Raw genomic sequence first — 25,084 nt, forward strand, 5'->3', positions numbered from 1 at the left:
TTTATTTTGCAATTTGCTTTAGATGGTTAACAATATTTGTTCTAAATATTTGCCAGCTTAATTCAACCGAAGTTTGGTATCCCTTATTGCCAACTATACCTATCAATTCAGGATTTTTCACTAACAATTCTATTTTTTCTTTTATTTTAATTACATTTCTTACAGGAACAACAAAACCATTTTCTCCATCTTTAATTATATCCGGAGCTATCGTGTTTTCAGATGCTATTATTGGAATTCCCGTTGCCATTGCTTCTAAAATTACCTGACCAAAACCTTCTATTAAAGATGGCAATACAAAACAATGGGAGGAATGTAAAATAGAAACCATCTCAACATGAGGAATATTTTTATATAAATTGACTTTAACCCTATACTTTTTTAAAAGATTTATATCAAAAATACCTCTAGTTACAATATTAAGTTCAACATTTGGTATACTTTCAAGTGCTTCTAATAAATAGGTTATTCCTTTGCGTTGGTTTAAACTACCAATAAAGACAACTTTAAAAGTAGAATCTGTGGTTAAAACATCTCTTTTCTTGTAAGGATATAAAGTAGTGTCAACACCATACGGAATCACCTTAATTATATCTTTACTAATTCCTTCTTTTTGTAAAGATACGGCAGTAATAGTGCTTGCGCAAATAATGTGCTCTGCCAAGTGAATTTCTTGTGTAAGATTTTCCAAAACCAAATCAGATACTGAGAATTCATATTCCTGCAATAATGATTTTTTAGAAATTGGATTAATCTTTATTTCTTCGTTTAGAATATTTTTTACAAAAGTTGTATGGGGATGAAATTGAAATAATACTTTTGGACTTACAGGATTATTTTGAAACGCATACTTGGCATAGGTATTCATACTCAAAATTGGCATTTGGTATTGAACTGACAATCTTTTTGCCAAATTCCCTAATGCTTTATCTTTTAAAGCACTGTACTTACTGCTTTTAGAGAATAAAAATACTACTTCATAAAACATAGATAAATAACTTATACGAACGAGGTTACTGCTAAGTCCCATTTTATATCTTTTTGCCAATTTACGTTGCATTGATACAGGCAAAAATTTTAAAATGCTCCCCAGAAAATTTGTATCAAATGGTGTATAGAAATCCGTAACCAAGAATTGCAAAGAATTTTCTTCTGCTAATGCTAATGCAACCTGATAATCGTCTCTTCTGCCTGCATGAACAACGATGTATTTCATAAATCTCTTTTCTTTAAAAATTTCGCAGGTATGCCACCCCAAATTTCGCCGTCTGGAACATCCTTTGTTACTACTGCACCGGCAACAATAACGGCATGTTTCCCTATTGTAACTCCTTGCAAAACAATGCAATTTGCGGCAAGCCAAACATGGTCGCCGATTTTACATCTTCCTTTACTTTTTACAAACAATTTACTATCGTATGTACTTGGATGCGTAGAAAAATTTTCCACATCGTGCTCTTCTAAACCAATTTTAACTCCCGGAGCAATGCTACAATAGGAACCAACAGTTGCATGTTGAATGTAGGCATCCGTCATATACGTATTTGCTCCGACGATTGCTTCTTCTAAAACTATAGATTTTCCGAAAATAGAACAATTTTTTAAGTTTGCCTTTCTAGACACAATAAAAGATGACACTACTCTAACACCCTTACTATTCCAATACAAATAAGGTAGTATTTGGTCTATTTTATTCAAAATATCACTTATTAAAAATTTAATTAGGATTTTGTTATAAATTAATATTTATTGTTTTAAAAGTCTATAGTAAAATTCTAACGTTTTTTCTGTCATTTTGGGAACAGAAAATTGTTTTGCATTTTGGTAGGCATTTTCGCTGTACGTTTGCCAACGGTTCGAACTAAAAACCGCATCTATTTCTTTAGCTAATGCAATAGCTTCGTTGGAATTAATCATTATTCCCGTAAAATTGTTTTGATGCATGTCAATCAATCCTCCTTCCACATTAAAACTAAAAATAGGTATTCCAACCGACATCGCCTCTAAAACGTTGTATGGAAAACATTCTCTTCGTGAAAGCATTAAAAAGCCATGAGCTTTAATCAAGGATGGTAAAACATCTTTTTGCCATCCTTCAAAAGTAACATTGGAAGTTAATGTTCTATTAATTACTGATTTTTTAATTTCATTAACATAATTAATATCATTAACATCGCCATCACCAACTAGTGTTAGGTGGTATTTATTTTTACTATTATGAACCAAATAATCTAATATTTCCAACGCTATATGTGGTTGCTTATCTTGAGCTAAACGAGACACCATAATTAAATTTATAATCTCCTTTGGTGCATTGTATTGATTTTTATTAAAAACAGTTACACCGTTAGAAATTATTTTTGAGGTAGCTTTTGGAAGATAATTTAAATTTTTATAATAGGCTTCAATATTTTTAGACAAGTAAATTACTCCATTAATTATTCTATTAAATAATATATTTGTGTATCTATTGCTATCTAATTGATGGATGGTTAATATTATTTTCCCTTGAAAAAAAATAAGCGGTAAAAAGCTTAATATAGGAATAACATTTAAGTGTATTATACTTGGTTTAATTTCCTTAACCAAAATATAAAATTGATTAATCATTTTCAAATCTCTTCCATTTCTGCCATTTAATTCATATACTGCAATGTTTTTATCTTTTATTAATTGGATTTCTTCGTTCTTAATCTTATAAAATATTAGCAATACTACTTCTATGTTTTTATCCGACAAGTTGATACACAAATCGTGTACGTATTTTTCAATACCACCCATGAAATAACGTCCTGTACATAATAAAATTTTCATGCTATTGTTGTTATAGTTAAGTAAATTTGTAGTAGACGGTTACTGGCATTCGTAAAGAGTTAAATAAAATTTTGGTGATTATAGTAGGTTTACTTTTAGAAAAATGCTTTTTTAAATAAAAATCATATTCCGTTATATACTTCTGATAAAAGGACACATAAGGCATTATGTATTTTTTAAATATATTGTACTCTGTTTTGTAAAAAGGGGTAATGTAAAATTCTAGGGAACCTGACGAATACACCGAATCTTCGCGCACTCTGTAAAATGCCAGAGGTTCTGAAATATAATGAAATGGAATCCCCATTTTGGTTATTTTCAGCCAATAAGGCCAGTCTTCACAATTAGGTATTTCGGTATCAAATGCACCAAATCGTTCGATAATAGTTTTTTTTATAAAAACCGCTGGTGCGTTAACAACACATCCTCTTGTTAAAATTTCAAACTGCTTCAAAGCTGGCACCTCCCCGTTAAGCACTTTTGGATGATCGGAGAAATCGTTCTCAAATACAGTAGTGTTGGTTGCATCTACTTTAAATTTCAAAACTGGCGCATGTAGAACTTCACAATTTGGATTAATTTGCGTGAATGCTACCATTTTTGACAATGCTTCCACCGGCAAGCAATCATCACCAGCCAGTAATTTCAACCATTCACCTACCGCCGCAGCCATTCCGCGATTAAAATTCTTAACAACGCCTGTATTTTTAGAAACCGAAAGTAAACGAGTAGCTGCAAAACGATTTTTATTGGCTTCAAGCCAAGATTCACACAATGCAACGGAATTATCTTTCGAGGCATCGTCTGAAATGATCAACTCAATGTTTTGATAACTTTGATTTTTGATACTTTCCAAAGTTTCGAGAACATAAGGTGCTGAATTGTAAGTTACAATTACTACCGAAACTAAGGGTTGCTTTGCATCTAAACTATTGTGTGTGCCTTCCATTTATCTTTTAAATTTAGATTTCAATTTAATAAATAAATCTTCTAAGTCCATTCTTTTATTTAAATGATGGTAACTATAAATAGCATTAAGTCCAAATAAAATTAAAGCAATTCCATAAGCTAAATAATCATTTGGTAAATAAAAACTTAAAAAAACAAAAAATATAAAAGCGAACGAAACATAGAAAAATTGGCTACTATCTTTGTGAATACTAAAATCATATAATTTTCCAGTAACATTTAAAATTATAATAAAATAAATAACATATAAGGCAAGATACCCTATCGCTAAACCAAAAAGTCCATAAAAATAATATAGTATTAAACTCAATACAAGATTAAAAAAATTTCCTATTAATCCCTCCATAATAACATACGTCTTTCTATCATTCTTCGCAAAAGAAATATATCCCATACAATAAGATGCCAACTGAAAAAATGATCCAAGAGCAATGAATCTTATAAAATCGATAATCTCATAAAATTCCTTAGTAAGCAAAACTTTGATCAAAATTGGAGATGTAATAATCATTATAATTAATAATGGTGTAGCAAGCAATAAGACTATCTCCGTTTGTTCATTAACTATTCTATTTACTTCTTTTGTGTTTTGTGAAACGGCAACAAGTCGTGGAAAATAATCAGCCCCTAATGAAGCCAAAATAAAACCAACATATTGTCCACTGATACTCATAGCAGCAGAATAAAGACCTACATCCTTGATGTTTCCAATTTTACCTATTCCGACGCTAATAAGATATCTAACTAGAATACCAATAAGAATTGAAAAAATGAGCATAATTCCTAATTTCATCATTTGTTTACCTTCACGCCAGACTTCCTTATTACTGATTTGTATTTTAATTTTAGGAATTTTAGAATAATAATAGCCTGATAATATAAAACTAATTAACGCAGTAATTATCATGGTCGGAACAATACCATCTACTCCTAAAAAATAGTAAAAAGGAATACTAACAATTACCCCTGCCAAAGTGCCATAAAAACCCGACTTTATAATAAAGTTAATTTTCCTTAATCCACGCATTACTGTCTGTTGACCTTTAGTAAGTGTAGTAAAAAAAACAAAAATTGAAAGTAATAAGTAAGAAAATGTATAATCTGAACTACCAAAAGTGAATTCACTCAAAAGTGAAGAAAAAATTGCTAAAAATAAAGCGCCAAATATTGCCGTATAAAAAAATAGTTTTTCTACAATAGTTATCGTTCTATTAGTTTTGTTTTGATTTTCAGTTTCATTAGCCTCAGAAAGATCGCGAACTGCACTGAGGTCTAATCCAAAATCATTAAAGGTTGTTATTAAATTTACAGAAGTTAATAATAAATTATTGACGCCAATACCAACAGGACCAAGATAAATAGCTATGAACTTTCCTTTTATTAAATTAAGAAAAATTGTAATTATTTGAATTCCTCCAAAAGCTACAGTATTTTTAAAAGTTGATTTATAAGATTTTTCCAAGTTAAATTTAGTTTAAAGTTTTGTGCCTCCTATACCAAATTTCCGTTGTATCTCTCTTCCACTATCGTTTAGTATGTAAAGTATTTGTTCCTCGATATCATTATAGATTTTAACTTCCTCAGGTACGAGATTAACTTTATCTATGCTCTGGGGAAGTTTCAGTTTTAGTCTGAAACCCTTAACATACCAATTATTTAATATTTCAGTATCAATATTTATTGTTGGGTTATCTACCGCTTTTGAAACCTGATTTAATAATGTCCCTACAACTTTTGATGTGATAGGACCCAAACCGATGCCAAATAACTTGTTTTTTGTACAATAACCTACAACATTTGTTTCTAAAGATACTGGATTATGATAAGGAACTTTGCATAATATTTTTAATAATGTTTTTCGATCATATATAGTTCCATCAACTGCAAAATTATAAGACCAATGAGTAATATTTTTATCCTTAAAATAATCCCATAAATAATTATCTCCCCATCGTTTAACGTAAGACGGAAAATTTTCTAAATTTTCGCCAACATAACATCGATAACTCGTATTTCTTGGATTATTTCGTATAAGTGTTAACACATCCTCTTCGACATCCAAATCATCAAAAAAATATCCATCATCAGTGTTAAACATTACGAACTCACAATCAGACCCCTGTATACTTTTTTCCAAAAGTGACTTAAAATTATCGCTTTTTCTGTTAAATATTCGCGAATGTTTCAGAAAAAATTTAAAATCGGTTTTATTTTTTATTGAAAAAAAACATGAGATATCAAGCAAAGTAGGTTTTCGTTTGACAAAAGAAAAATTATTATATTGTTTATATTTTTTTATTAGAAGTTCATAACCTTTATCATGTTCGCCTGACGTGTGGTATATAACTAAAATTTGATAATCAATTTTATAATTTTTCAGTATAGATGTTAATAAATAATCCAACTGCATTGCTCTGTTGAATGAAAAAATTACATTTAGAACCATTTTTATATTTTGTTTATAAGGTTTATTACAAGGGACACTTCCTCATCTGTTAACACCGGACTAATTGGTAAACTCAATACTTCGTTGTGTATTTTTTCGGTTATTGGATAACTCAAATGATTGAGTTCTTTGTATGCCGCTTGTTTGTGTGGCGGTATTGGATAATGTATGGCAGTTTGAATTCCGTTTTCCGTTAGATAACTTTGCAATACATCGCGATTTTCTGTGCGAACAACAAACAAATGCCACACATGATTTTCTGATGCATTTGGTAGATTTGGTAAAACTATTTTATCGTTTTTTATTTCTTTGATATAGCGTGCGGCAATTTCTCTTCTTCTGTGGTTTTCTGCATCAATATATTTTAGCTTAACATGCAAGAAACCTGCTTGCATGTCACTTAAGCGACTATTTAAACCTTTAAAATTATTGACATATTTGGTACTACAGCCATAATTCCCCAAAGCACGTACTTGTGCTGCCAAATTAGCGTCGTTGGTCGTTACTGCACCAGCATCGCCCAAAGCACCTAAATTTTTACCTGGATAAAAACTAAAACCTGAGGCATCACCAAGATTTCCTGTTCTATTTCCTTTATAAGTTGCTCCAACAGCTTGGGCATTATCTTCTATAATTTTAAGATTATACTCTTTGGCAAGGGCAACTAACTTCTCATTCCAACAAATTTGCCCGTACAAATGCACCACCATTATGGCTTTTGTTTTTGACGTTATTTTTTCTTCAATTAAATCAATATTTAGATTGTAGTTTTCTAAATCTGGTTCGACTAAAATAGGAACTAAATTATTATCCGAAATGGATAAAAGAGACGCAATGTAAGTGTTTGCAGGTACAATTATCTCATCACCTTCTTGCATTTGACCTAAATTTATATATGCTTTTAGAATCAACCTGAGCGCATCTAATCCGTTTGCAACACCAATAGCATATTTAACACCATTAAACTTTGCGAAATCTGTTTCAAAATTATTTAGTTTTTCGCCCATAAGAAACCAACCAGAATCAATTACATCTGCAGCTATTTGTTTTAGCTCAGTAGCATATTTTTGATTTATTTTTTGAAGGTCTAAAAATTTAATCATCATTATATATTTTTTTAATAAATTTTGCTGGACTACCATACCACAACTCGTTGGCTGGTATATTTTTTGTAATTAAACTTCCTGCGCCAATCATAGCGTTCTCTCCAATTGTCACTCCGCCTAAAATCGTTGAAGCCGCACCAATGGAAGCGCCTGTTTTAATAATAGTACGTTGCAACTCGAAAGCTTGTTTGGCACGTGGATATTTATCATTAGTAAAGGTTACGTTAGGTCCTATTTGTACATTATCTTCAATGGTTATTCCATCCCATAAATATACACCACATTTTACCGTAACATTATTACCCACAACGACATCATTTTCAATAAAACAATGGCTACAAATATTGCATGAATCTCCTATTTTTGCTTTAGACAAAATTACGGTATATTGCCACACATTGGTATTTTTAGGAATTTCAGCTTGAACTTCTGATAATTGATGTATCATTTAAATAGTATTTTTAAAATTTTTAAACTCTTCGTAATCTCTAATATAATCTTCAACTTCATACTTATTAGAAGCTAAAACCAAACTAGTAGAACCCGATGAAAAATTGTTAAGTTCTCTCCAAATTCCCGGCACAATATACAAACCTTGATATGGTCTATTAAGTGTCACCGTTTTTTGGTTTACTCCATCATTTAAAACGACATCAAAACTACCGCCGGCAGCAACAATTAATTGATATAAATCTTTGTGTCCGTGTCCGCCTCTTTCTTCACCACCAGGAACATCATATAAATAATACACACGATTGATATCAAAAGGTACTTCAATTCGGTTTTCAACAACTGTAATATTTCCTTTTTCTTTGTGCTTTTTGTCTAATTCTATAATCTTACAATCATTAATACTACTTTTACTTGCATTTATAGATATTTTAGATACAATTTCACTTAAATAAGATGGAGTTGACAAATTATTTAAGTTGTAGTTAAAATTCTTATATTCATCATACGATCTTATATAATCGGCGGCATTAAATTTTGTAGAAGCTAATACTAAAGCCAACGAATTAGTCGAAAAATTTTGTATAGTTCGCCATTTTCCAGGTGGTATATGCAAACCCACATATGAACGATTTAATGAATATATCTTTTCGCTTTCTCCTTGGTCTATAACTACATCAAAACTTCCTGAAATGGCAATAATAAATTCGTTTTGCTCTTTAAAAGCGTGACCTCCCCTTATTTCGCCACCTGGAACATCATATATCCAATACGCTCTTTGTATAGAATAAGGTAAATGGTCTGGATGCTGCAAAAAAGTTAGATTTCCCCTTAAATCTAAAATTTTAGGCAAATGAATTATTTGAGGCTCTATATTTTTCATTTCAGGTCATTGTTTTTTATTTATGTGAAACTAATCTCAGCAAATATTGTCCATATTCGTTTTTTTGTAATGGCAGTGCCAATTCAATAACTTCTTCTTTAGTGATAAATCCCATTTCATAAGCAATTTCTTCTAAACAAGCCACTTTTAATCCTTGGCGCTTTTCAATAGTTTGTATAAAATTTGAAGCTTCCAAAAGTGATTCGTGAGTTCCTGTATCTAACCAAGCATAACCACGTCCCATTAATTCTACCTTTAATTCTTTTTGAGCCAGATATTCTTGATTCACCGCAGTAATTTCTAATTCGCGTCTTTCGCTTGGTTTAATTTTTTCAGCAATTTTGACTACTGAGTTGGGATAAAAATACAATCCAACCACTGCATAGTTACTCTTTGGCGTTACTGGTTTCTCAACTATGCTAACCACAGTACCCTTAGAATCAAACTCTGCCACACCATAACGTTCTGGATCTTGAACATAATAACCAAAAACTGTTGCTTTGTTATCTAAATCTACATTAGCTACAGCTGTTTTTAGTAAATCCGTTAATCCTTGACCGTGAAAAATATTATCTCCCAAAATCAAACAAACGGAGTCTGAACCTATGAATGAAGCTCCTATCATAAAAGCTTGAGCTAAACCATCTGGACTAGGTTGTTCAGCGTATTCAATAGTTAATCCCAACTGGCTTCCATTATCAAATAAATTCTTGAAATTAGGCAAATCGTGAGGAGTAGAAATGATAAGAATCTCTCGAATACCAGCTAACATCAATACCGACAACGGATAATAAATCATCGGTTTATCATAAATGGGCATCAATTGTTTTGAAATTGACTTTGTCAAGGGATATAATCTAGTTCCTGAGCCTCCGGCTAAAATAATTCCTTTCATCTGTGTTAATTATTAGAATTAATTATATTTGTTTTAATAATACTTTTAATAATTCCCTGAAGTAATATTAAGCAACAAATATTTATTGGACAAATACCAATCGATGTTTTTTTTAAACGGATAGTAGTAAGTCGAAAGTTTAAATGTCATAAAGTCAAAAGGAACACTATTGCTAACAGTAGTTTAAAATCAATTTGTTGCGTCATTTTGTCTAATTTTAAAACACTACATTATAAAGTGGCTGTTACTTATGTCGTGTAATTTAAAATAATTTCGCCATTTGCATTTGCATAAACCAAACAGATTCATCCTTTATTCAAACCTCAATATGTTGGAAAAGCATGTTGGATTAATGAATGATTAATTCGTTTTTCATTATTTTCTTGTTACTCGGCTGTTTTTTGAAATATTAAACTGGTTAATCGTTTAATATTTCGTTATCCGAGTAAATTTTTCCTAACCGATTGAATCTTTCCTATACGAATAAACTCTTTCTTTAATTGGTCATTAATCAATGGTGACATTTATAATTCGGTTAATTGGCCAGTTCCAATAATCCGATATTTTTATATCGCCAAATAAAACACTTTTATTTATTACAGTCCAATTGTTATTATGAAAAAAATTATAAAAATTTTTTAATATTTGCTTAACATTTTTTGAAATTCCTACAACGTCATTAATAACAAAACCATACATTTTTGCAACGAACTTATTATTATCAACTTGGAAAATGGTTTAAACTGTTTTTAAAAAAAAGTAATTAAAGTACAGCCAAGAAAGCCAATATATTTAAATGAATTATATCCGCTTTTATTAGAACTAATAGTCTCCCAAATCAGATAGGTAATCTTAAATATTTTCCAGATTTTAAAAGTAACACGTGTACAGTAATCCCTTCGTTTATGAGTAATTACTTTTTTTAAACTATTTAAAAAAAACCATGAGATGCACATTATGTTTTTTATTTTTAAGGCCTAAGGCTAAATCTATAGCTTACTTTTCAATACCGCCCATATAAAGCCTTCCAATGCAAACTTAGGTATTCATTTTTTTTCGATTTTACTATAAAAGGCATGGATTATTTCTCAATAATTAAATTTCTACTTTTTAAAACTAAATCTAACACGTTTATCTGTTTATAAAAAAGCAAAATTCGTACTATTTTAATAAATCTTGATTGGATATACATATCCTGCAAATAAGAATTATTTGCTAATTCTAACCAGTTTTCGTATCTTTCTTTTTTTACTTTTCGAAAGGCTAAATTATACATAGACAAATTGGCTAAAATTGACATCATAATGTATTCCCCTTGAATTGCATTAAGAAATCTATTATTTGAAAATAAATCATATTTTTCAAAAATTTGTATTCTTAATTCATAAGACTTATCTCTCGTTTTTTTAGTAATGTCGCATCCATATAACTTCTTCGTTAAAGTTATCTCATCATACTGTACATAATGATATCCAATTGTATCGGTAACTGCAATAGAATTTACTAAAAATAAATAACTCCAAGTAAATATTGTATCTTCACCAAAACTTATCGTTGTATCAAAACTTAGTTTATTATTGACGATTATATCACGTCTATACAACTTTCCCCAAACAGTACTAATCATTCTATTATATTCTAATTCTGGAATAACTTGACCCAATTGATTTTTTGTTTTTGCTTTTTGATCGGACAAGGAATAACAGTGCCGTGGTTTGTTAGATACATACTCATAACAATATCCACATACTATTAAATCAATTTCATCATGTCTCAAAATTTCATAAAATCGTTCTAAAAAAAAGTTTTCAATCCAATCGTCCGCATCTACAAAAGCAATATGAATTCCGCTAGCTAGTTCAATTCCTTTGTTACGAGCGGCAGATACTCCTGAATTAGGAATATGACAAACTTTAACTCTACTGTCTTTTTGCGCATATTCCTCGCATATTTCAGCAGACCCATCTAAAGATCCATCATTAACTAATAGTAACTCAAAATCCAAAAACGTTTGATCTAAAATGCTGTCAATACATTTATGCAAATATTTATGAGCATTGTACACTGGAACAACGATGGATACCTGAAGAAAAGCAATCATTATAAATTATTAATATACTTATCCACAAAAAGAAAATTTCCTTTTGATTTTTCAATAATTGAAGAACTTATTTCAAGTCTATTATTGATAATATTTTTTAAACATTCTGAAGGATTTAATCTACCTAAATCTGATATTTTAGAATAAGTTCCTTTATAATTAAAGTCTTTTAATACATTATTCATTTTCTCACTATACATTATTGGAAAAATATTCTGACCTAACAAAGAACTTAAAATCATTGAATGAAATCGCGTAGCAAACATAGATTCTACTTTTGAATACAGACTTAAAAATTTATCAATCTCACCATCGTATCTGATGACACCAATTTTATTTCTAAACTTTAGTGGAAAAGACTCTACAATTCTTGAAATCACTTTTTCATCACCTTCATCCGCACAAAAAGAAAATAAATAAACACCTCTATCATCATCAAGAGCTTTTGATATTAGCTCTTTAATAAATGATAAATAACTGCCTTCATATTGTGATAATTCCTTTCTCCAAGAAATGTCCATTAAAGAAAAGCCAATACTGCCCTCCTCTTTGCGAACTACTGGTAATTTTAACTGAAAAACTACATCCGGACAATTTCTAACATTCAACAAATCTTTAAAAATATCTTTTGAATATTTTTCTCTAAAACAAACGTCATCATAATCTAATAAATGTTTTTTATAGAAATCTAAATACGAAACTGTCAAATAAGGACCAAAATTAGCCCCTATTACAAACTTCTTTTTATCATGAAAAATATTTGTTATTTCTTTATTAAGAATATCAATTAAATTAATTTTTTCATTTTTTTGCATAAAAAGCGACCCTCCGATATATATATAAGCATCAACAAATTTGGCTTCTTTTGAATAAAAATTTTTAATTATATTTAGAACATAAGTTTCTTTTTTAGAAATAGAAAACAAACCAACTATCTTCATTACTATTTTTTTAAACAAAGGAGAAGAAGGTATTTGTTTAATAAAAACATTTTCGTACTGTTTAAAAATTTTTTCATAAAGTTTTGGCGCAATTATCGTGAATTGAATTTCAGGGTATCGTTCCACTAAAACTTTCAAAAAAAGATCGTCACCTAAATTACAATAAGTGTACGCCCTTACTAAAACTGTTTTCATTTTTAAAATTTTATAAATAGTTTATTTGTATTAAGTTTCTACTCATTAAATAACTTTTCGTTTAACCCTTTCTGCGATAGCTTCAAACAAATTGTTTATTAATAATTTTTGAGGTTTACTCAAACTTATAAAATAGAAAGTCACAGAAAATAATACAGCCACAATTAAAATATTTATGAGAAGAGAAGATAAATCACTTACAATATATTGGTTTACAATTATTATCAATACGAGAGTTATAATTAAAGGAAACACTGTTAATATCACCACTTCTTTAATATATTCAATCTTTGAATGTTTGGTCATAATATTTAAAAAACAAACTCTAAATATAAATGACAAAATTTCAAGACCAATCAATAAATATAAAACATATGTCGCATCATAACCCAACCACATCAAAAGATAGGTAATCGGCAACATTAAAACTTGTATCAAACCAACGACTGTCTGATACACTTTTATATTACCAATAGCTTGTACAGCAGACATTATCCCAACGCTCCACTGGTAAATGAGCATATAAATTAAAATTAATTTACAAAATTCAGCCGTATATTTTGGTACAACATTTAACCATATTGTTAAAACGTATTCCATGTGAAAATATAAAGGAATTGCTAAAATTGCCACTAAAAAGAAACACAATTTACTGGCGAGAGAAGATATCCTTAACATTCTTTCCCGATCTCCTGCGCCTTCACTTTTCATAATTTGAGGATTAAGTGTACTTAACATAGTTGCAGACAAAAAAGTAAGTTGTCCTGCTACTTGATATGCTATACTATAGGCTGCATTTATCGCCGCACCAAAAAAAATATTTAAAATAATTGCCAAACCATGCTGTCTCGATAGAAAACTTAATGTTCCGAAAAGATTCCAACCAGCAAAAAAACTTAATTCTTTTAATAACGCATCGTCTTTGTTTTTAAATAGTTTAAAATCACATTCATCATATTTCTTTATACTAAAAATCAAATAAGCAGTTGCTGCCAATACGTTAGATACTGCAATAAGGAGAGCATAAATAAATAATCGATCAAGAGTAATTGTAAAAAGTAATAAAGCGATACTCAATTTTAGCAACACCTCAACTGTATTAACTATTGCCGAAACTATCATATCCTCATTAGCGTTTATCGATGCAGTAAACGGCACAGAAATTATTGTAAAAAAAACTGAAATAATCATAAAATAATAAACCCACTTAGCTGTTTCTACTCTTTCAAGAGGAATATTCAGGAAACCATCAAATAAAAAAAATCCTGCTATAAATAACAAAACACTTAGAAAAATTGCGATAACAATATGAAGAAGAAGACTATTTGAGAATACTCTTTGTTGCATACTCAATTCGTTTTTACCAAAATAATAAGATAAATATCTTTGTGTAGAAGATGACATTGCAGTGTTCAGGAACGATAACATTAATACAACTCCCGAGACTAAACTGTAAATCCCAAAATCAAGAACTCCTAATGCATTCAAAATTAACCGCGTAGAATACAACGTTATCGTTATTGTAATTACAGACTTAAAATACAATATCCCAGAATTGATTGCTACACGATTTACTGATTTCATATTTTTACAATTAAGGATTTTCTAATTTTAATTTATGACAGGATTTTTTTAAATAATAAGTAACAGCTACTGTATAATGTCGAGTTTTAAAATTAGACAAAATGACGCAACAGATTGATTTTAAACTACTGTTTGCAATAGTGTTCCTTTTGACTTTATGAAGTTTAAACTTTCGACTTACTGTTGTCATAATTTAAGCAAAAAGGTGAAGTGAATAAGTTGAGAAACAACATTAATTTTGTTGCGATAATGAAATTTATGGCTAAAAACTTGAAAAATTGACGATAACAAAAAACGTAACTATTTAGTCTGTACTAAAAAACATAGTTATTAATAATTTTAACTTTATGTTTTTAGCAAAAGAGCTTTATTTTAAACAATTGTTTACTACTTCTTAACAAGTATTCGCATGATTTTAGTTGATTTTCGCAAGTGTTTATTTCCTTTGTATCGAACAAATAGAAATTGAACACGGATAAAAAACATATATCTGAATTAGAAGCCAAACCAGCTACACCATATTATTGTCGCTAATATCTGCAACATGTAGCTTTGATGAAGTACGTTTAAAATTTTTTTTGGTTACAGCTTGCCCTATGGATCCAGCGCCTCCAAAAACTAAAAAAGATGATTTAGCTATAACTTCCTTTAGTTGAATTTCACTTTTAGATATATCAGTTGAAAAAAGTGGTTTTACATGTCCAATAAGTTTCAAAATATTCATTTTTAATATTTTTATTAAAACATTACTATTTAATCTTTATATCATTAATTGTACTTTTCGAAGATGTCTTTTTTAGGAGTCATAAATAATATTTCTAATTCATTTAATAAAATTAAAAAAATACTCAATTAGCTTTTTCTATCTAATCTTAGTATCTCGACTAAATTTATTAATGGCAAATCTAATTTTTAAGGTAAATAAATGATAAATATCCTTTATTTACCTTAGAGGAGCAATCGGCAGCATTTATTTCCAATAACTTCACTTCTCTACTCAAAATAATTCAACGTAGCATATCCTCCATCTTTCAAGTATTGGTCTTTTTGCATCAACTTCAAATCGCTTTGCATCATCTCTTTAACTAATGCTGGCAAATCATAGTGACACTCCCATCCTAGCTTGGTGCGGGCTTTAGTTGGATCTCCAATCAATAAGTCGACTTCTGTGGGTCGGAAATACTTCGGATCCACCGCTAACACTTCTTTTCCTATTTGGGGAAGCTGGTTGTTGGCTGTTTGTTTTTTGTCGTTATAAGGACAGACGCTGTTTTGGTATTTTATGAGATCAATACTTTCGATAATCCCAACTTCTTTTACTCCTTCTCCTTCAAAACGAAGTGTAATTCCTGTTTCTGCAAAAGCCATTTTTACAAACTCGCGTACGGGTGTAGTTTTCCCAGTGGCTATAACCCAATCCTCAGCTTCTTCCGCTTGCAAAATCATCCACATCATGCGCACATAATCCTTAGCATGCCCCCAATCGCGTTTGGCATCCAGATTTCCTAAATACAGTTTGTCCTGCAATCCCAATGCTATTCTGGAGGCAGCTCTTGTAATTTTGCGAGTCACAAACGTTTCTCCGCGAATCGGCGATTCATGGTTAAATAAAATCCCATTACAAGCATACATTCCATACGCTTCTCTGTAATTAACCGTAATCCAGAACGCATACATCTTGGCCACGGCATACGGAGAACGCGGGTAAAAAGGAGTCGTTTCGGACTGTGGCACTTCCTGAACTTTACCATACAATTCAGAGGTAGAGGCCTGATAAATACGGGTCTTTTTTTCTAATCCTAACAAACGAACCGCATCCAAAATGCGCAATGCTCCCAATCCATCTGCATTTCCGGTATACTCTGGTGTTTCAAATGAAACGGCTACCTGACTCATCGCTGCCAAATTGTAAATTTCATCCGGTTGAATTTCTTTGATCAGGCGAATTAAGTTGGTCCCATCGGTCATGTCTCCATAATGCAAAAAGAAATTGCGGTTGTCCACATGCGGATCTTGATATAAATGATCAATCCGATTGGTATTAAACAACGAAGAACGCCTTTTAAGACCGTGAACGATGTATCCTTTTTTTAATAAAAACTCACTTAAATATGCTCCATCTTGTCCAGTTACTCCGGTGATAAAGGCTATTTTTTGGTTCGGATTCATTTTTATTTTTTTTGATATTCGTGTTTAAGTGGTTAATCGTTTAACTGGTTAACTGGTTAATTGTTTACTATTTCGTTAACCGATTACACTTTTTCTTTAAATGGTTAATCCATAAGGCAAACTACCTGGATTCCAAATTTCAATCCGGTCTTTTAAAAGCATGACCTGAACAAATTGTAGTGAGATGTACTGATTTATAAAAATGTCAATCCTATTCGTTTGTTTAATCCTAATTCAAAAAGTCGAATCAGTGTTGAAATTTGAATATTTCCTTTTCCATTTTCAATTTTAGAAATATAACTTTTTTTAGTCCCTGTCTTTTCGGCAAGCTGTTCCTGTGTCATTTTTGCTTCTTTTCTTGCTTGCTTCAGCATTTCACTGATAATAAACATTTGAGTGTGTTCCTCATATTTATTTCTGCTTTCTGTTCCAATTTTTCCGTGTTCAACTTCAATAAGTTGATCAAAATTAGTTACGTTGCTATATTTATCCATGGCTAATTTGTTTTAGTTGAAAAATATTCTTTTCTCAATCGTATTGCTTTTTCTAATTCGCTATTGGGAGTTTTCTGAGTTTTCTTTTGAAAGGCATTGAATAATACAACTACGTTTGCTTTGTCGAAACAACAAAATATTCTGTAAATATTGGATTGATATTCAACTCTTATTTCATAAACTCCATCTCTTCCGGACAAATGTTTTAAAAATTTTTCAGGAACCCTGTCAACTTGCATTACAAGTTCAAGAATATTTTTAATCTTAGCTTTTACTTTATCGTCTTGAATTTTATAAAAGTCAAGAAAGTGATTTTCGTAAAAGATTATCTATCTACTCATTTTGCAAAGTTAATTTAAAAGATAACTTATTTAACGTCTATTTTTCTTTCTACACAAATTTTTATCACATTATAGTTACCCTAAAAGGCTGTTTTTTTTTAGCAGGAACGACTGATAATTTAATTGGTTAATAGTTTACTATTTCGTTAATCGATTACACTTTTTTTTTAAATGGTTAATCGTTAAAGTGGTTAACTGGTTAATCGTTTACTACTTCGTTAACCGATTAAACCTTTTTCTTTAAATGGTTAATCGTTTACTATTTCGTTAACCGATTAACCCTTTCTTAAACGATTAAACCTTTCTTAAACGATTAACCCTTTCCTAACCGATTAAAACTATCATAATTTACAACGAAGTTTTTCATTCTACATTAGTATTTATTTTCCAATAGCCACCCGTTTTAGGCACGCCTTTGAACTCTATCTTATTTTCTTCTCTTAATGTTTTTATCCAGCGTTCTATCGTTCTTTGCGTAACTTTGAACTGTTTCTCCATAGCTAAAGCATTAGTTCCTGGATTATTTTCGATAAAAATAAGAAGCGTTTTTACACCGACATTTACACCGACATCTACACCGACATTTACCTCCTCATTTTCCCGTACACTTATTTTTTGCTTGGTGTAACGCAGCGTCAACAGAAAGCCACTCTGGATTTCGCCAAACTCCATTTTCATAGTTGGGTATTCCTTTATCTCTTTACGAATTCGTATCAATCCACTACCGTATTTTTCAATATCACCAGTGAGATAAAACGCCTCAGCTATCAATTTGTTACGGGCATGGGCTTGATAATTGTCTTTATTAAGTTCCTCTACGGTAACATTTCCATAAAGAATTCCCGGATTATAAAAAGTGATATAATTGTCGAAAATTTTTATTTGGATGTCTATGAGACTCATATAATCCCGATGAATAATCGCATTGAGCACTATTTCTCGCAATGCAGGAAGCGGATATTCGAAAATTTCCGTCCGTTGCGTAGGCATTCCCGTTATCTCAAAAGCCACTTTGATCTGACCTATGATATAGCGCATGGTTTCTTCGACTGCGTCAAACAAGGTTCCATTCAGCATCTTGTCGTCAATAATCAACGAAGGCGTTTTTAATCTACCCAGGTGAACGTTATACCCTGTAGTTTCTTTGCCAAATAGCAACCATGCTGCATTAGTAATTCCTTTTGCATCCACTAATTTCAGTTTTTGTAGGTTTTCTATCCAACTGCCATCCAATTTGAATCGCCCGGTAGCATTTACTTTTTCGATAAATACAGTCACTTTATATGAATCTAAATCTTCCAGACTTTTCCCCTGAGCGGGGTAGGAATCCCAGGAAAGCTGTAAAGATTGCAAACTCAAATTCGTTATTTCTATCGCCGAAAGTTGGTGATTCGAGTTGTTAACCCGTTTGTAATACCTTCCTTTAAATGAAACTGGTTTTACGGGAAACTCATTTACCCTTAAACAAACGACTTCTTTCCCTTGGATAATTAAGGGTTCTATATCGGCAATGATACTGGGTTGTGTTTTATTTTTTATTTCATTTATCTAATTTGCGATCGTTTCCTTACCTATGAAAAAATTAGGAACCGGATTTCCTTTATCATCTAGACCTATATGTACTTTTCCTCCCTTGGTGTTGACAAAGGCACACAATGTTTCTATCGTAGTTTCATTGAAGCTGGATTTGAATTCTGTATGTTGGTTTTCTGTTTTCAATTTATTGTCCGGGGACTGTTTTTGGTCTTTTGTTGAATGAGTTAAGTTTTTAACTGGTTAATCGATTAAACTTTTTTCTCATCGATTAAACTTTTTCTAACCGATTAAACGATTAACCCTTTCCTAACCGATTAAACTTTTCTTAACCGATTAAACCTTTCTTAAACGATTAAACTTTTCCTAACCGATTAACCCTTTCCTTACCAATTAAACCTTTCTTAAACGATTAAACTTTCCCTACTACTCGTATAATCTTCCAAGCAATGTTGCAGGGTCAATATTCAATTTTGAGAAAGCAAACCATTTTTTGCCTAAGTCTTTAAGTGATGCTCCTATATGATACACTTCCGTTTCATCTAGTATCAAAAAACGATCATGTGATTTAGCGAATTGCTTAATTTCGACAAGTTCGTATTGGGTATTGAACCGCTCTAAATCGAGTTTTAACTGTTTTGTAATATCTTTTGTATAAATAAGAACGCTAACTCCTTTTTCTCTCTTTGACAACTGTACTAAAACAGTTTCGTCTACGAAATTATCAATAAGTAGGATCGATTTTTTTGCAGATTTTATCAGTCTGGAAACAAAGGAATGTGCATCGAAAATTTGTCCGTCATAGAAAATCCCTTGATTAGGAGGTAAATTTGTTTTTAAAATCAAATCAAATTCATCGTTTTTATTTTCCAAAGAACCTACTTTTTTTTCTAAAACATCCATTCGATGATGAATAGCATAGCCTTTGAGCAGATAGTTTTTCAGAATTTTATTTGCCCAAATACGAAACTGAACCCCCTCTATTTGATTTCACTCGATAACCTAAAGACATAATCATGTCCAAATTATAAAACTCTACTTGATACGTTTTACCATCACTAGCAGTTGTCGCAAATTTTGCGACAACTTGAATTCCTTCAAGTTCTTCTTTGAGTGCATTAGAAATATGCTTGCCTATAGTTTTAATATCACGATCAAACAAATCAGCGAGTTGAATTCGATTTAACCACACCGTTTCATCTTCAATACGAACCTCAATTTGACTTGTCAGAATTTCAGATTGATAAATGATGATTTCGTTGTTCATTATTTTTTGCTTGCTTGGTTGTTTTTTTAAATGGTTAATCGTTTAAATGGTTAACTGGTTAATCGTTTACTACTTCGTTAACCGATTAAACCTTTTTCTTTAAATGGTTAATCGTTTACTATTTCGTTAACCGATTAACCCTTTCTTAAACGATTAAACCTTTCCTAACCGATTAAACCTTTCTTAACCGATTAAACTTTTCTTAACCAATTAACCCTTTCCTAACCGATTAAACCTTTCTTAAACGATTAAACCTTTCATAACCGATTAACCGATTAACCCTTTCCTAACCGATTAAACTTTTCCCTACATCTTAACTTGCTTAAATGCATTTACATTCTCCAAAAACCAATCGTAGGTTCTCTGGATTCCTTCTTCCAACTGCACCTGATGTTTCCATCCTAGTGCGTGCATTTTGGAACTATCCATTAGTTTTCTTGGTGTACCGTCCGGTTTGCTGGCATCCCAAATAATTTCTCCTTGATGTCCTGTGATTTTTTGAATGGTTTTGGCCAACTGTACGATGGTCAAATCTTCTCCTGTACCCACATTATATAAATAGTCCGGTAACTTATTCTCTAAGGCAAAAACAACGGCCTGCGCCATATCCTCTACAAATAGAAACTCTCGCATAGGCGTTCCGCTACCCCAAAGGGTTACCGGAGCCTGATTATTTTCCTTGGCTTCATGAAATTTGCGCATCATTGCCGGTAAAACATGTGAGCTGTTTAAATCGAAATTATCATGAGTGCCGTATAAATTGGTAGGCATTAAGCTCACATAATCCTTTCCAAATTGCTTCCGAATCGCCTCACAAGCTTTGACTCCCGTGATTTTTGCAATAGCGTACCACTCGTTTGTAGGTTCCAAGGGACCTGTGAGCAAGTATTCCTCTTTCAAGGGCTGTGGTGCCAATTTAGGATAGATGCACGAACTTCCCAGAAAAATAAATTTCTCGACACCCGATTGTAAAGCGGTATCAATAAGATTATTCTGGATTTGCATGTTTTCCATCAGAAATTGGTACGGAAAATCATTATTAGCCAATATCCCTCCTACTTTTGCAGCTGCATCAATAATGACTTCTGGTTTTTCAGCAGTGAAAAAATCGCTCACGGCTTGCTGGTTTCGCAAATCCAGTTGCTTGCTGGACATACCTATCAAATTCGTATAACCTTTAGCAGTCAGCGTTCTCCAAATGGCACTTCCCACCATTCCATTGTGTCCTGCGATATATATTTTAGCCTCTTTATTCATAACTGCTATTTAATTTAACAAATCAGAATTTACTTTTTCTAACTCGGCATACACATTTTTAACATCTTGAGAATTCTCTTTTTGAAGAATTAAATTAGCAGTATTCGTATAGACGAAAATAGTGTTTTTCATTCCCACAAATGCCGTATAATTTGTATTGCCAATCACCATATTTCCATTGGCATCAATAGAATGCCCCGTTGCCACTAAATAGTCGTAGACCGATTCGAAAGAACCCAAGTCCGACCATGAAAATTCAGACACGACCACTTTTATCTTTTTACTGCGCTCCATTACCGCATAATCAATACTGATGGATGGTATATCCATGGATAAAGCCAAATCTAGATTTCCATTGCTGTTGTTGTCCCAGGCAATTTTAGATTTTTCATAGACTTCCGGGTTATAGGTCTTTAATTCCTCCAGAAAAATGCCTGCTTTGAAACAAAACATCCCGCTGTTCCATAAAAAATTGCCTCTGGCTATAAAATCTCTTGCAGATACCTGATTGGGTTTTTCCCGGAAGGACACCACATCCTCACCCTTGCGCTCTATATACCCGTATCCCGTTTCCGGTTTTGTCGGAATAATACCGAAAGTAACAATAAAACCGTTAGAAGCCTTTTCTACTGCTTCCTGAATCGCCTTATTATAGTGTTCCATGTCGCCTATGATATGATCCGAGGGTGTCACGATTAAAATAGCCTCCGGATCAGAAGCTAGTGCAGCAAAAGCAATGGCTGCAGCCGTGTTTCTGGGGGTTGACTCAATAATATCGATATATGGTGTATTGGATTTTTCTAGAATGTGCCGACTTAAATGACAGTTATCACTATTTCCCACAACCATAACCTGGTCCACCAAAGTACGATTCCGTTCGACAGTCATTGCAAATAACGATTTACCTTCAAATAAATCTAAATATTGTTTGGGTTGACTTTTGCGAGATAGCGGCCACAATCGGCTTCCCACTCCTCCGGTAAGGATTACATGTGTTACTGCAGGCTGTTTTTTCATACTATTTTTTATGCAATTAGTGCTTATAAGTGATTTGCTACCTCGATTTGGGGTTTACAAAACAGCCTATTGGCGACTATTTTAATTATATTTTTATTTAGACAGGAATTAAATTCCCTTTTTTTCTTTCGCTCCTCACCATTCACTTTTCACTTCTCACCATTCACTTCTCACTTCTCACCATTCACTTCTCACCTTTCACTTCTCACTTTTCACTTCTCACAATTCACTTCTCACCATTCACTTTTCACTTCTCACTTTTCACTTCTCACTTTTCACTTCTCACTTTTCACTTCTCACTTCTCACTTCTCACCTTTCACTTCTCACTAAAAAACACTACTTCTCTTTCAACAATTCTTTCTCTGCGACTTCTTTTCGCAAGCTGCTGCTTGAAAAGCGATGGTCTCGTATGTTGAAAAAAAGTGCTATCCCCTTTTCTTCGCAGTAATTTCGTCCCGTAAAATTCTTGTCTTTGTACTCATCGCCTACGATGCGTACATCAAGTTTGAACGAACGTAAAATATCTTCTAAATCTTGTTCCGTGGCATAAGGAACTATTTCATCTACATACTTACAGCCTTTGAGTTGAATATAGCGTTCAACCACAGATTGGGTAGGCCTGTTTTTTTCAGGACGATCGATAGTAGGATCTGTTTGCAGTCCCGCAATTAAATAGTCACACTGTCCTTTTGCTTCCTCTAACATTTTGATATGTCCGGCATGTAACAAATCAAAAGCACTGAATGTTATTCCTATTTTCATGTTTTCTACTATTATGGTTTGAATCCGTAGTGCTATTTACAATCTCCCATCTACTGCATCCCCTAAAACTCCTTTTACATCATACAACACACTAGTTTCTTTTTGTAACTGTGACAAATCTATCGCTAAAAAGGCAGCATGCGCCACTCCTAACACAATGGCATCAAATTTTTTATTGGGCACTGTAGCGGTTGTTTCTAATTGGTATTCGTGCTGTACTTCTGATGGGTTTGCCAAGGGATCATAAATGGTGATGACAATGCCATAATCCGCTAACGCGGTGATTACGTCCACAATTTTAGTATTGCGCACGTCGGGACAGTTTTCTTTGAAGGTGATGCCCAGCATTAAAAGTGCCGCTCCATTTATAGAAATGCCCTTTTTGATCATCAATTTTACAATTTGAGACGCTACATATTCTCCCATACTGTCATTTAGGCGTCTTCCTGCTAATATAATTTCAGGATGATATCCAAATTCTTGTGCGCGTTGTGCCAAATAATAGGGATCTACCCCAATACAATGTCCGCCCACTAATCCGGGTTTGAAAGGCAGAAAATTCCATTTGGTACTCGCTGCTTCCAAAACGGCATGTGTGTCAATATTCATTAAATTAAATATCTTGGCCAATTCGTTTACAAACGCTATATTGATGTCGCGCTGTGAGTTTTCAATTACTTTGGCGGCTTCGGCTACTTTTATACAAGGAGCCAAATGTGTTCCGGCCGTAATAACAGATTGGTATAATTCATTCACTTTTATTCCGATCTCGGGCGTGGAACCAGAAGTCACTTTCAGAATTTTTTCGACCGTATGTTCTTTGTCTCCGGGATTGATTCGCTCCGGGGAATAGCCGGCAAAAAAATCAACATTGAATTTTAATCCTGAAAATTTTTCTAATACAGGCACACATTCTTCCTCAGTTACACCAGGATAAACAGTGGATTCGTAGATGACGATATCGCCTTTTTTTAAAACCTTACCCACCGTTTCAGAGGATTTGTATAAAGGGGTTAAGTCCGGACGGTTATTTTTGTCTACCGGAGTGGGAACTGTAATGATATAATAATTGCAATCCGCAATAGCAGCGCTGTCTGAAGTTACTACTAATCCGTTTGTAACAGACTGTCTGTCCAATGCGCTCTGCCTCTCGACTGCGCTCGAGGTGACAAAACTTGAAACTAATACCTTGCGTAATGCTTCATCCGAAATCTCTAGTGTAGAATCCGTGCCTGACTGTAAGGATGCTACCCGCGAGGCATTGATATCAAATCCCACAACAGCATATTGAGTTGCAAATAATCGAGCCAATGGAAGTCCGACATACCCTAATCCAATTACCGCTATTTTTATACTTGAATTCATTTTTTTTTAAAACAATTACAATTGAATTGTACATTTTAACCCACCGCTTCGCGATTCCAACTCACAAAAATGAGCCGAAAAAGTCAACGATAATGGAGGCAAATATAACTAGAATATGTTGCCGTTTTATTTTTTATTTCTCTTCTGAAACACAAAAAAGCATAAAAAAAAACACAAACAACTAGCAATCAATACAAAACATTTACAATATTCATTTAAACTCCGATGAAAAATCACCTAAATCAGTGACTAAAAAAGAAGCCCTACGAAACCGATTTTAACTATACCGTACCATACTATAAATGTATCGTCTTCTTGTTTTTTGATAAGAACGGATATTTCCTTTTGAACCAGTAGGTCATTACGGTTTGTTACCCTTAAAAACTTACTTTTATTCCCGTTGCGTGTAATTATTCAAAACGTCAGTTCGAGTGCAAAGCGTATCGAGAACCGTTTTTAATTCAAAATTTTCTTGTTCTCGATACGATCCCGCC

At 32.4% G+C, this 25,084-nt stretch carries 24 protein-coding genes and 1 pseudogene; all 25 read right to left on the reverse strand.

Translation table 11 applies throughout. The annotated features are described in order from the left end of the window. Position 1: 1 nt before the first annotated feature. The gene (locus EKM02_RS07435; protein ID WP_126453784.1) at positions 2–1,216 is read right to left on the reverse strand and encodes a glycosyltransferase family 4 protein; all 1,215 of its coding nucleotides are present in this window, start codon (positions 1,214–1,216) and stop codon (positions 2–4) included. Beyond that, positions 1,213–1,698 carry a DapH/DapD/GlmU-related protein gene (locus EKM02_RS07440; protein WP_126453786.1) on the reverse strand — a complete coding sequence of 162 codons (486 nt, stop codon included), beginning with the start codon at positions 1,696–1,698 and terminating at the stop codon, positions 1,213–1,215. The genes EKM02_RS07435 and EKM02_RS07440 overlap by 4 nt, the downstream gene beginning before the upstream one ends. A gap of 48 nt (positions 1,699–1,746) precedes the next feature. Beyond that, a complete protein-coding gene (locus EKM02_RS07445; protein ID WP_126453788.1) occupies positions 1,747–2,814 on the reverse strand; it encodes a glycosyltransferase in 1,068 nt (355 codons plus the stop codon). 16 nt (positions 2,815–2,830) lie between these two features. Further along, entirely contained in the window at positions 2,831–3,763 is a 933-nt protein-coding gene (locus EKM02_RS07450) for a glycosyltransferase (protein WP_126453790.1), read from the reverse strand. Further along, a complete protein-coding gene (locus EKM02_RS07455) occupies positions 3,764–5,245 on the reverse strand; it encodes an oligosaccharide flippase family protein (protein ID WP_126453792.1) in 1,482 nt (493 codons plus the stop codon). A 12-nt stretch (positions 5,246–5,257) separates the two neighbouring features. Next, on the reverse strand, positions 5,258–6,229 hold the full coding sequence (locus tag EKM02_RS07460; protein ID WP_126453794.1) for a hypothetical protein: 972 nt from the start codon (positions 6,227–6,229) through the stop codon (positions 5,258–5,260). Positions 6,230–6,231: 2 nt separating this feature from the next. Continuing rightward, positions 6,232–7,332, reverse strand: a complete 1,101-nt coding sequence (locus EKM02_RS07465; RefSeq protein WP_126453823.1) for a DegT/DnrJ/EryC1/StrS family aminotransferase — start codon at positions 7,330–7,332, stop codon at positions 6,232–6,234. Then, the gene (locus EKM02_RS07470; RefSeq protein WP_126453796.1) at positions 7,325–7,783 is read right to left on the reverse strand and encodes an acyltransferase; all 459 of its coding nucleotides are present in this window, start codon (positions 7,781–7,783) and stop codon (positions 7,325–7,327) included. Before EKM02_RS07470 ends, EKM02_RS07465 begins: the two co-directional genes overlap by 8 nt. Then, positions 7,784–8,668, reverse strand: a complete 885-nt coding sequence (locus EKM02_RS15190; RefSeq protein ID WP_126453798.1) for a sugar 3,4-ketoisomerase — start codon at positions 8,666–8,668, stop codon at positions 7,784–7,786. A 16-nt stretch (positions 8,669–8,684) separates the two neighbouring features. Further along, complete coding sequence (gene rfbA / locus EKM02_RS07480; RefSeq protein ID WP_126453800.1) at positions 8,685–9,563, reverse strand: glucose-1-phosphate thymidylyltransferase RfbA; 879 nt, start codon at positions 9,561–9,563, stop codon at positions 8,685–8,687. A gap of 1,081 nt (positions 9,564–10,644) precedes the next feature. Continuing rightward, positions 10,645–11,664 carry a glycosyltransferase family 2 protein gene (locus tag EKM02_RS07485; RefSeq protein WP_126453802.1) on the reverse strand — a complete coding sequence of 340 codons (1,020 nt, stop codon included), beginning with the start codon at positions 11,662–11,664 and terminating at the stop codon, positions 10,645–10,647. Next, on the reverse strand, positions 11,664–12,800 hold the full coding sequence (locus EKM02_RS07490; protein ID WP_126453804.1) for a polysaccharide pyruvyl transferase family protein: 1,137 nt from the start codon (positions 12,798–12,800) through the stop codon (positions 11,664–11,666). The genes EKM02_RS07485 and EKM02_RS07490 overlap by 1 nt, the downstream gene beginning before the upstream one ends. 45 nt (positions 12,801–12,845) lie before the next feature. Then, positions 12,846–14,384 (reverse strand): MATE family efflux transporter, encoded by a 1,539-nt coding sequence (locus tag EKM02_RS07495; RefSeq protein ID WP_126453807.1) that lies wholly within the window; start codon positions 14,382–14,384, stop codon positions 12,846–12,848. Positions 14,385–14,895: 511 nt separating this feature from the next. Next, a complete protein-coding gene (locus tag EKM02_RS07500) occupies positions 14,896–15,108 on the reverse strand; it encodes a hypothetical protein (RefSeq protein WP_126453809.1) in 213 nt (70 codons plus the stop codon). A gap of 269 nt (positions 15,109–15,377) precedes the next feature. After that, positions 15,378–16,553 (reverse strand): GDP-mannose 4,6-dehydratase, encoded by a 1,176-nt coding sequence (gene gmd, locus EKM02_RS07505; protein ID WP_126453811.1) that lies wholly within the window; start codon positions 16,551–16,553, stop codon positions 15,378–15,380. 194 nt (positions 16,554–16,747) lie between these two features. Further along, a complete protein-coding gene (locus EKM02_RS07510) occupies positions 16,748–17,047 on the reverse strand; it encodes a helix-turn-helix domain-containing protein (protein ID WP_126453813.1) in 300 nt (99 codons plus the stop codon). Positions 17,048–17,049: 2 nt separating this feature from the next. Further along, entirely contained in the window at positions 17,050–17,376 is a 327-nt protein-coding gene (locus EKM02_RS07515; RefSeq protein WP_317124977.1) for a type II toxin-antitoxin system RelE/ParE family toxin, read from the reverse strand. 375 nt (positions 17,377–17,751) lie between these two features. Next, positions 17,752–18,747, reverse strand: a complete 996-nt coding sequence (locus EKM02_RS07520) for an ATP-binding protein (protein WP_199878470.1) — start codon at positions 18,745–18,747, stop codon at positions 17,752–17,754. Between the two features lie 33 nt (positions 18,748–18,780). Continuing rightward, a pseudogene (locus EKM02_RS15270) lies at positions 18,781–19,107 on the reverse strand (helix-turn-helix domain-containing protein); the annotation flags it as partial. A gap of 240 nt (positions 19,108–19,347) precedes the next feature. Next, complete coding sequence (locus EKM02_RS14980) at positions 19,348–19,794, reverse strand: hypothetical protein (RefSeq protein ID WP_234423161.1); 447 nt, start codon at positions 19,792–19,794, stop codon at positions 19,348–19,350. Positions 19,795–19,870: 76 nt separating this feature from the next. Continuing rightward, positions 19,871–20,188: a RhuM family protein gene (gene rhuM / locus EKM02_RS14985; protein ID WP_234423162.1), complete on the reverse strand. Its 318-nt coding sequence runs from the start codon at positions 20,186–20,188 to the stop codon at positions 19,871–19,873. Positions 20,189–20,494: 306 nt separating this feature from the next. Continuing rightward, positions 20,495–21,445: a GDP-L-fucose synthase family protein gene (locus tag EKM02_RS07530; protein WP_126453815.1), complete on the reverse strand. Its 951-nt coding sequence runs from the start codon at positions 21,443–21,445 to the stop codon at positions 20,495–20,497. Between the two features lie 9 nt (positions 21,446–21,454). Beyond that, positions 21,455–22,462, reverse strand: a complete 1,008-nt coding sequence (locus EKM02_RS07535; RefSeq protein ID WP_126453817.1) for a mannose-1-phosphate guanylyltransferase — start codon at positions 22,460–22,462, stop codon at positions 21,455–21,457. 337 nt (positions 22,463–22,799) lie between these two features. Continuing rightward, positions 22,800–23,225 carry an adenylyltransferase/cytidyltransferase family protein gene (locus EKM02_RS07540; protein WP_126453818.1) on the reverse strand — a complete coding sequence of 142 codons (426 nt, stop codon included), beginning with the start codon at positions 23,223–23,225 and terminating at the stop codon, positions 22,800–22,802. 36 nt (positions 23,226–23,261) lie between these two features. Further along, positions 23,262–24,590 carry a nucleotide sugar dehydrogenase gene (locus EKM02_RS07545; protein WP_199878471.1) on the reverse strand — a complete coding sequence of 443 codons (1,329 nt, stop codon included), beginning with the start codon at positions 24,588–24,590 and terminating at the stop codon, positions 23,262–23,264. Between the last annotated feature and the right edge of the window lie 494 nt (positions 24,591–25,084).

Origin of the sequence: Flavobacterium sp. RSP49 (assembly GCF_003968735.1) — a bacterium.
In the GTDB taxonomy this organism is placed as follows: Bacteria; Bacteroidota; Bacteroidia; order Flavobacteriales; family Flavobacteriaceae; genus Flavobacterium.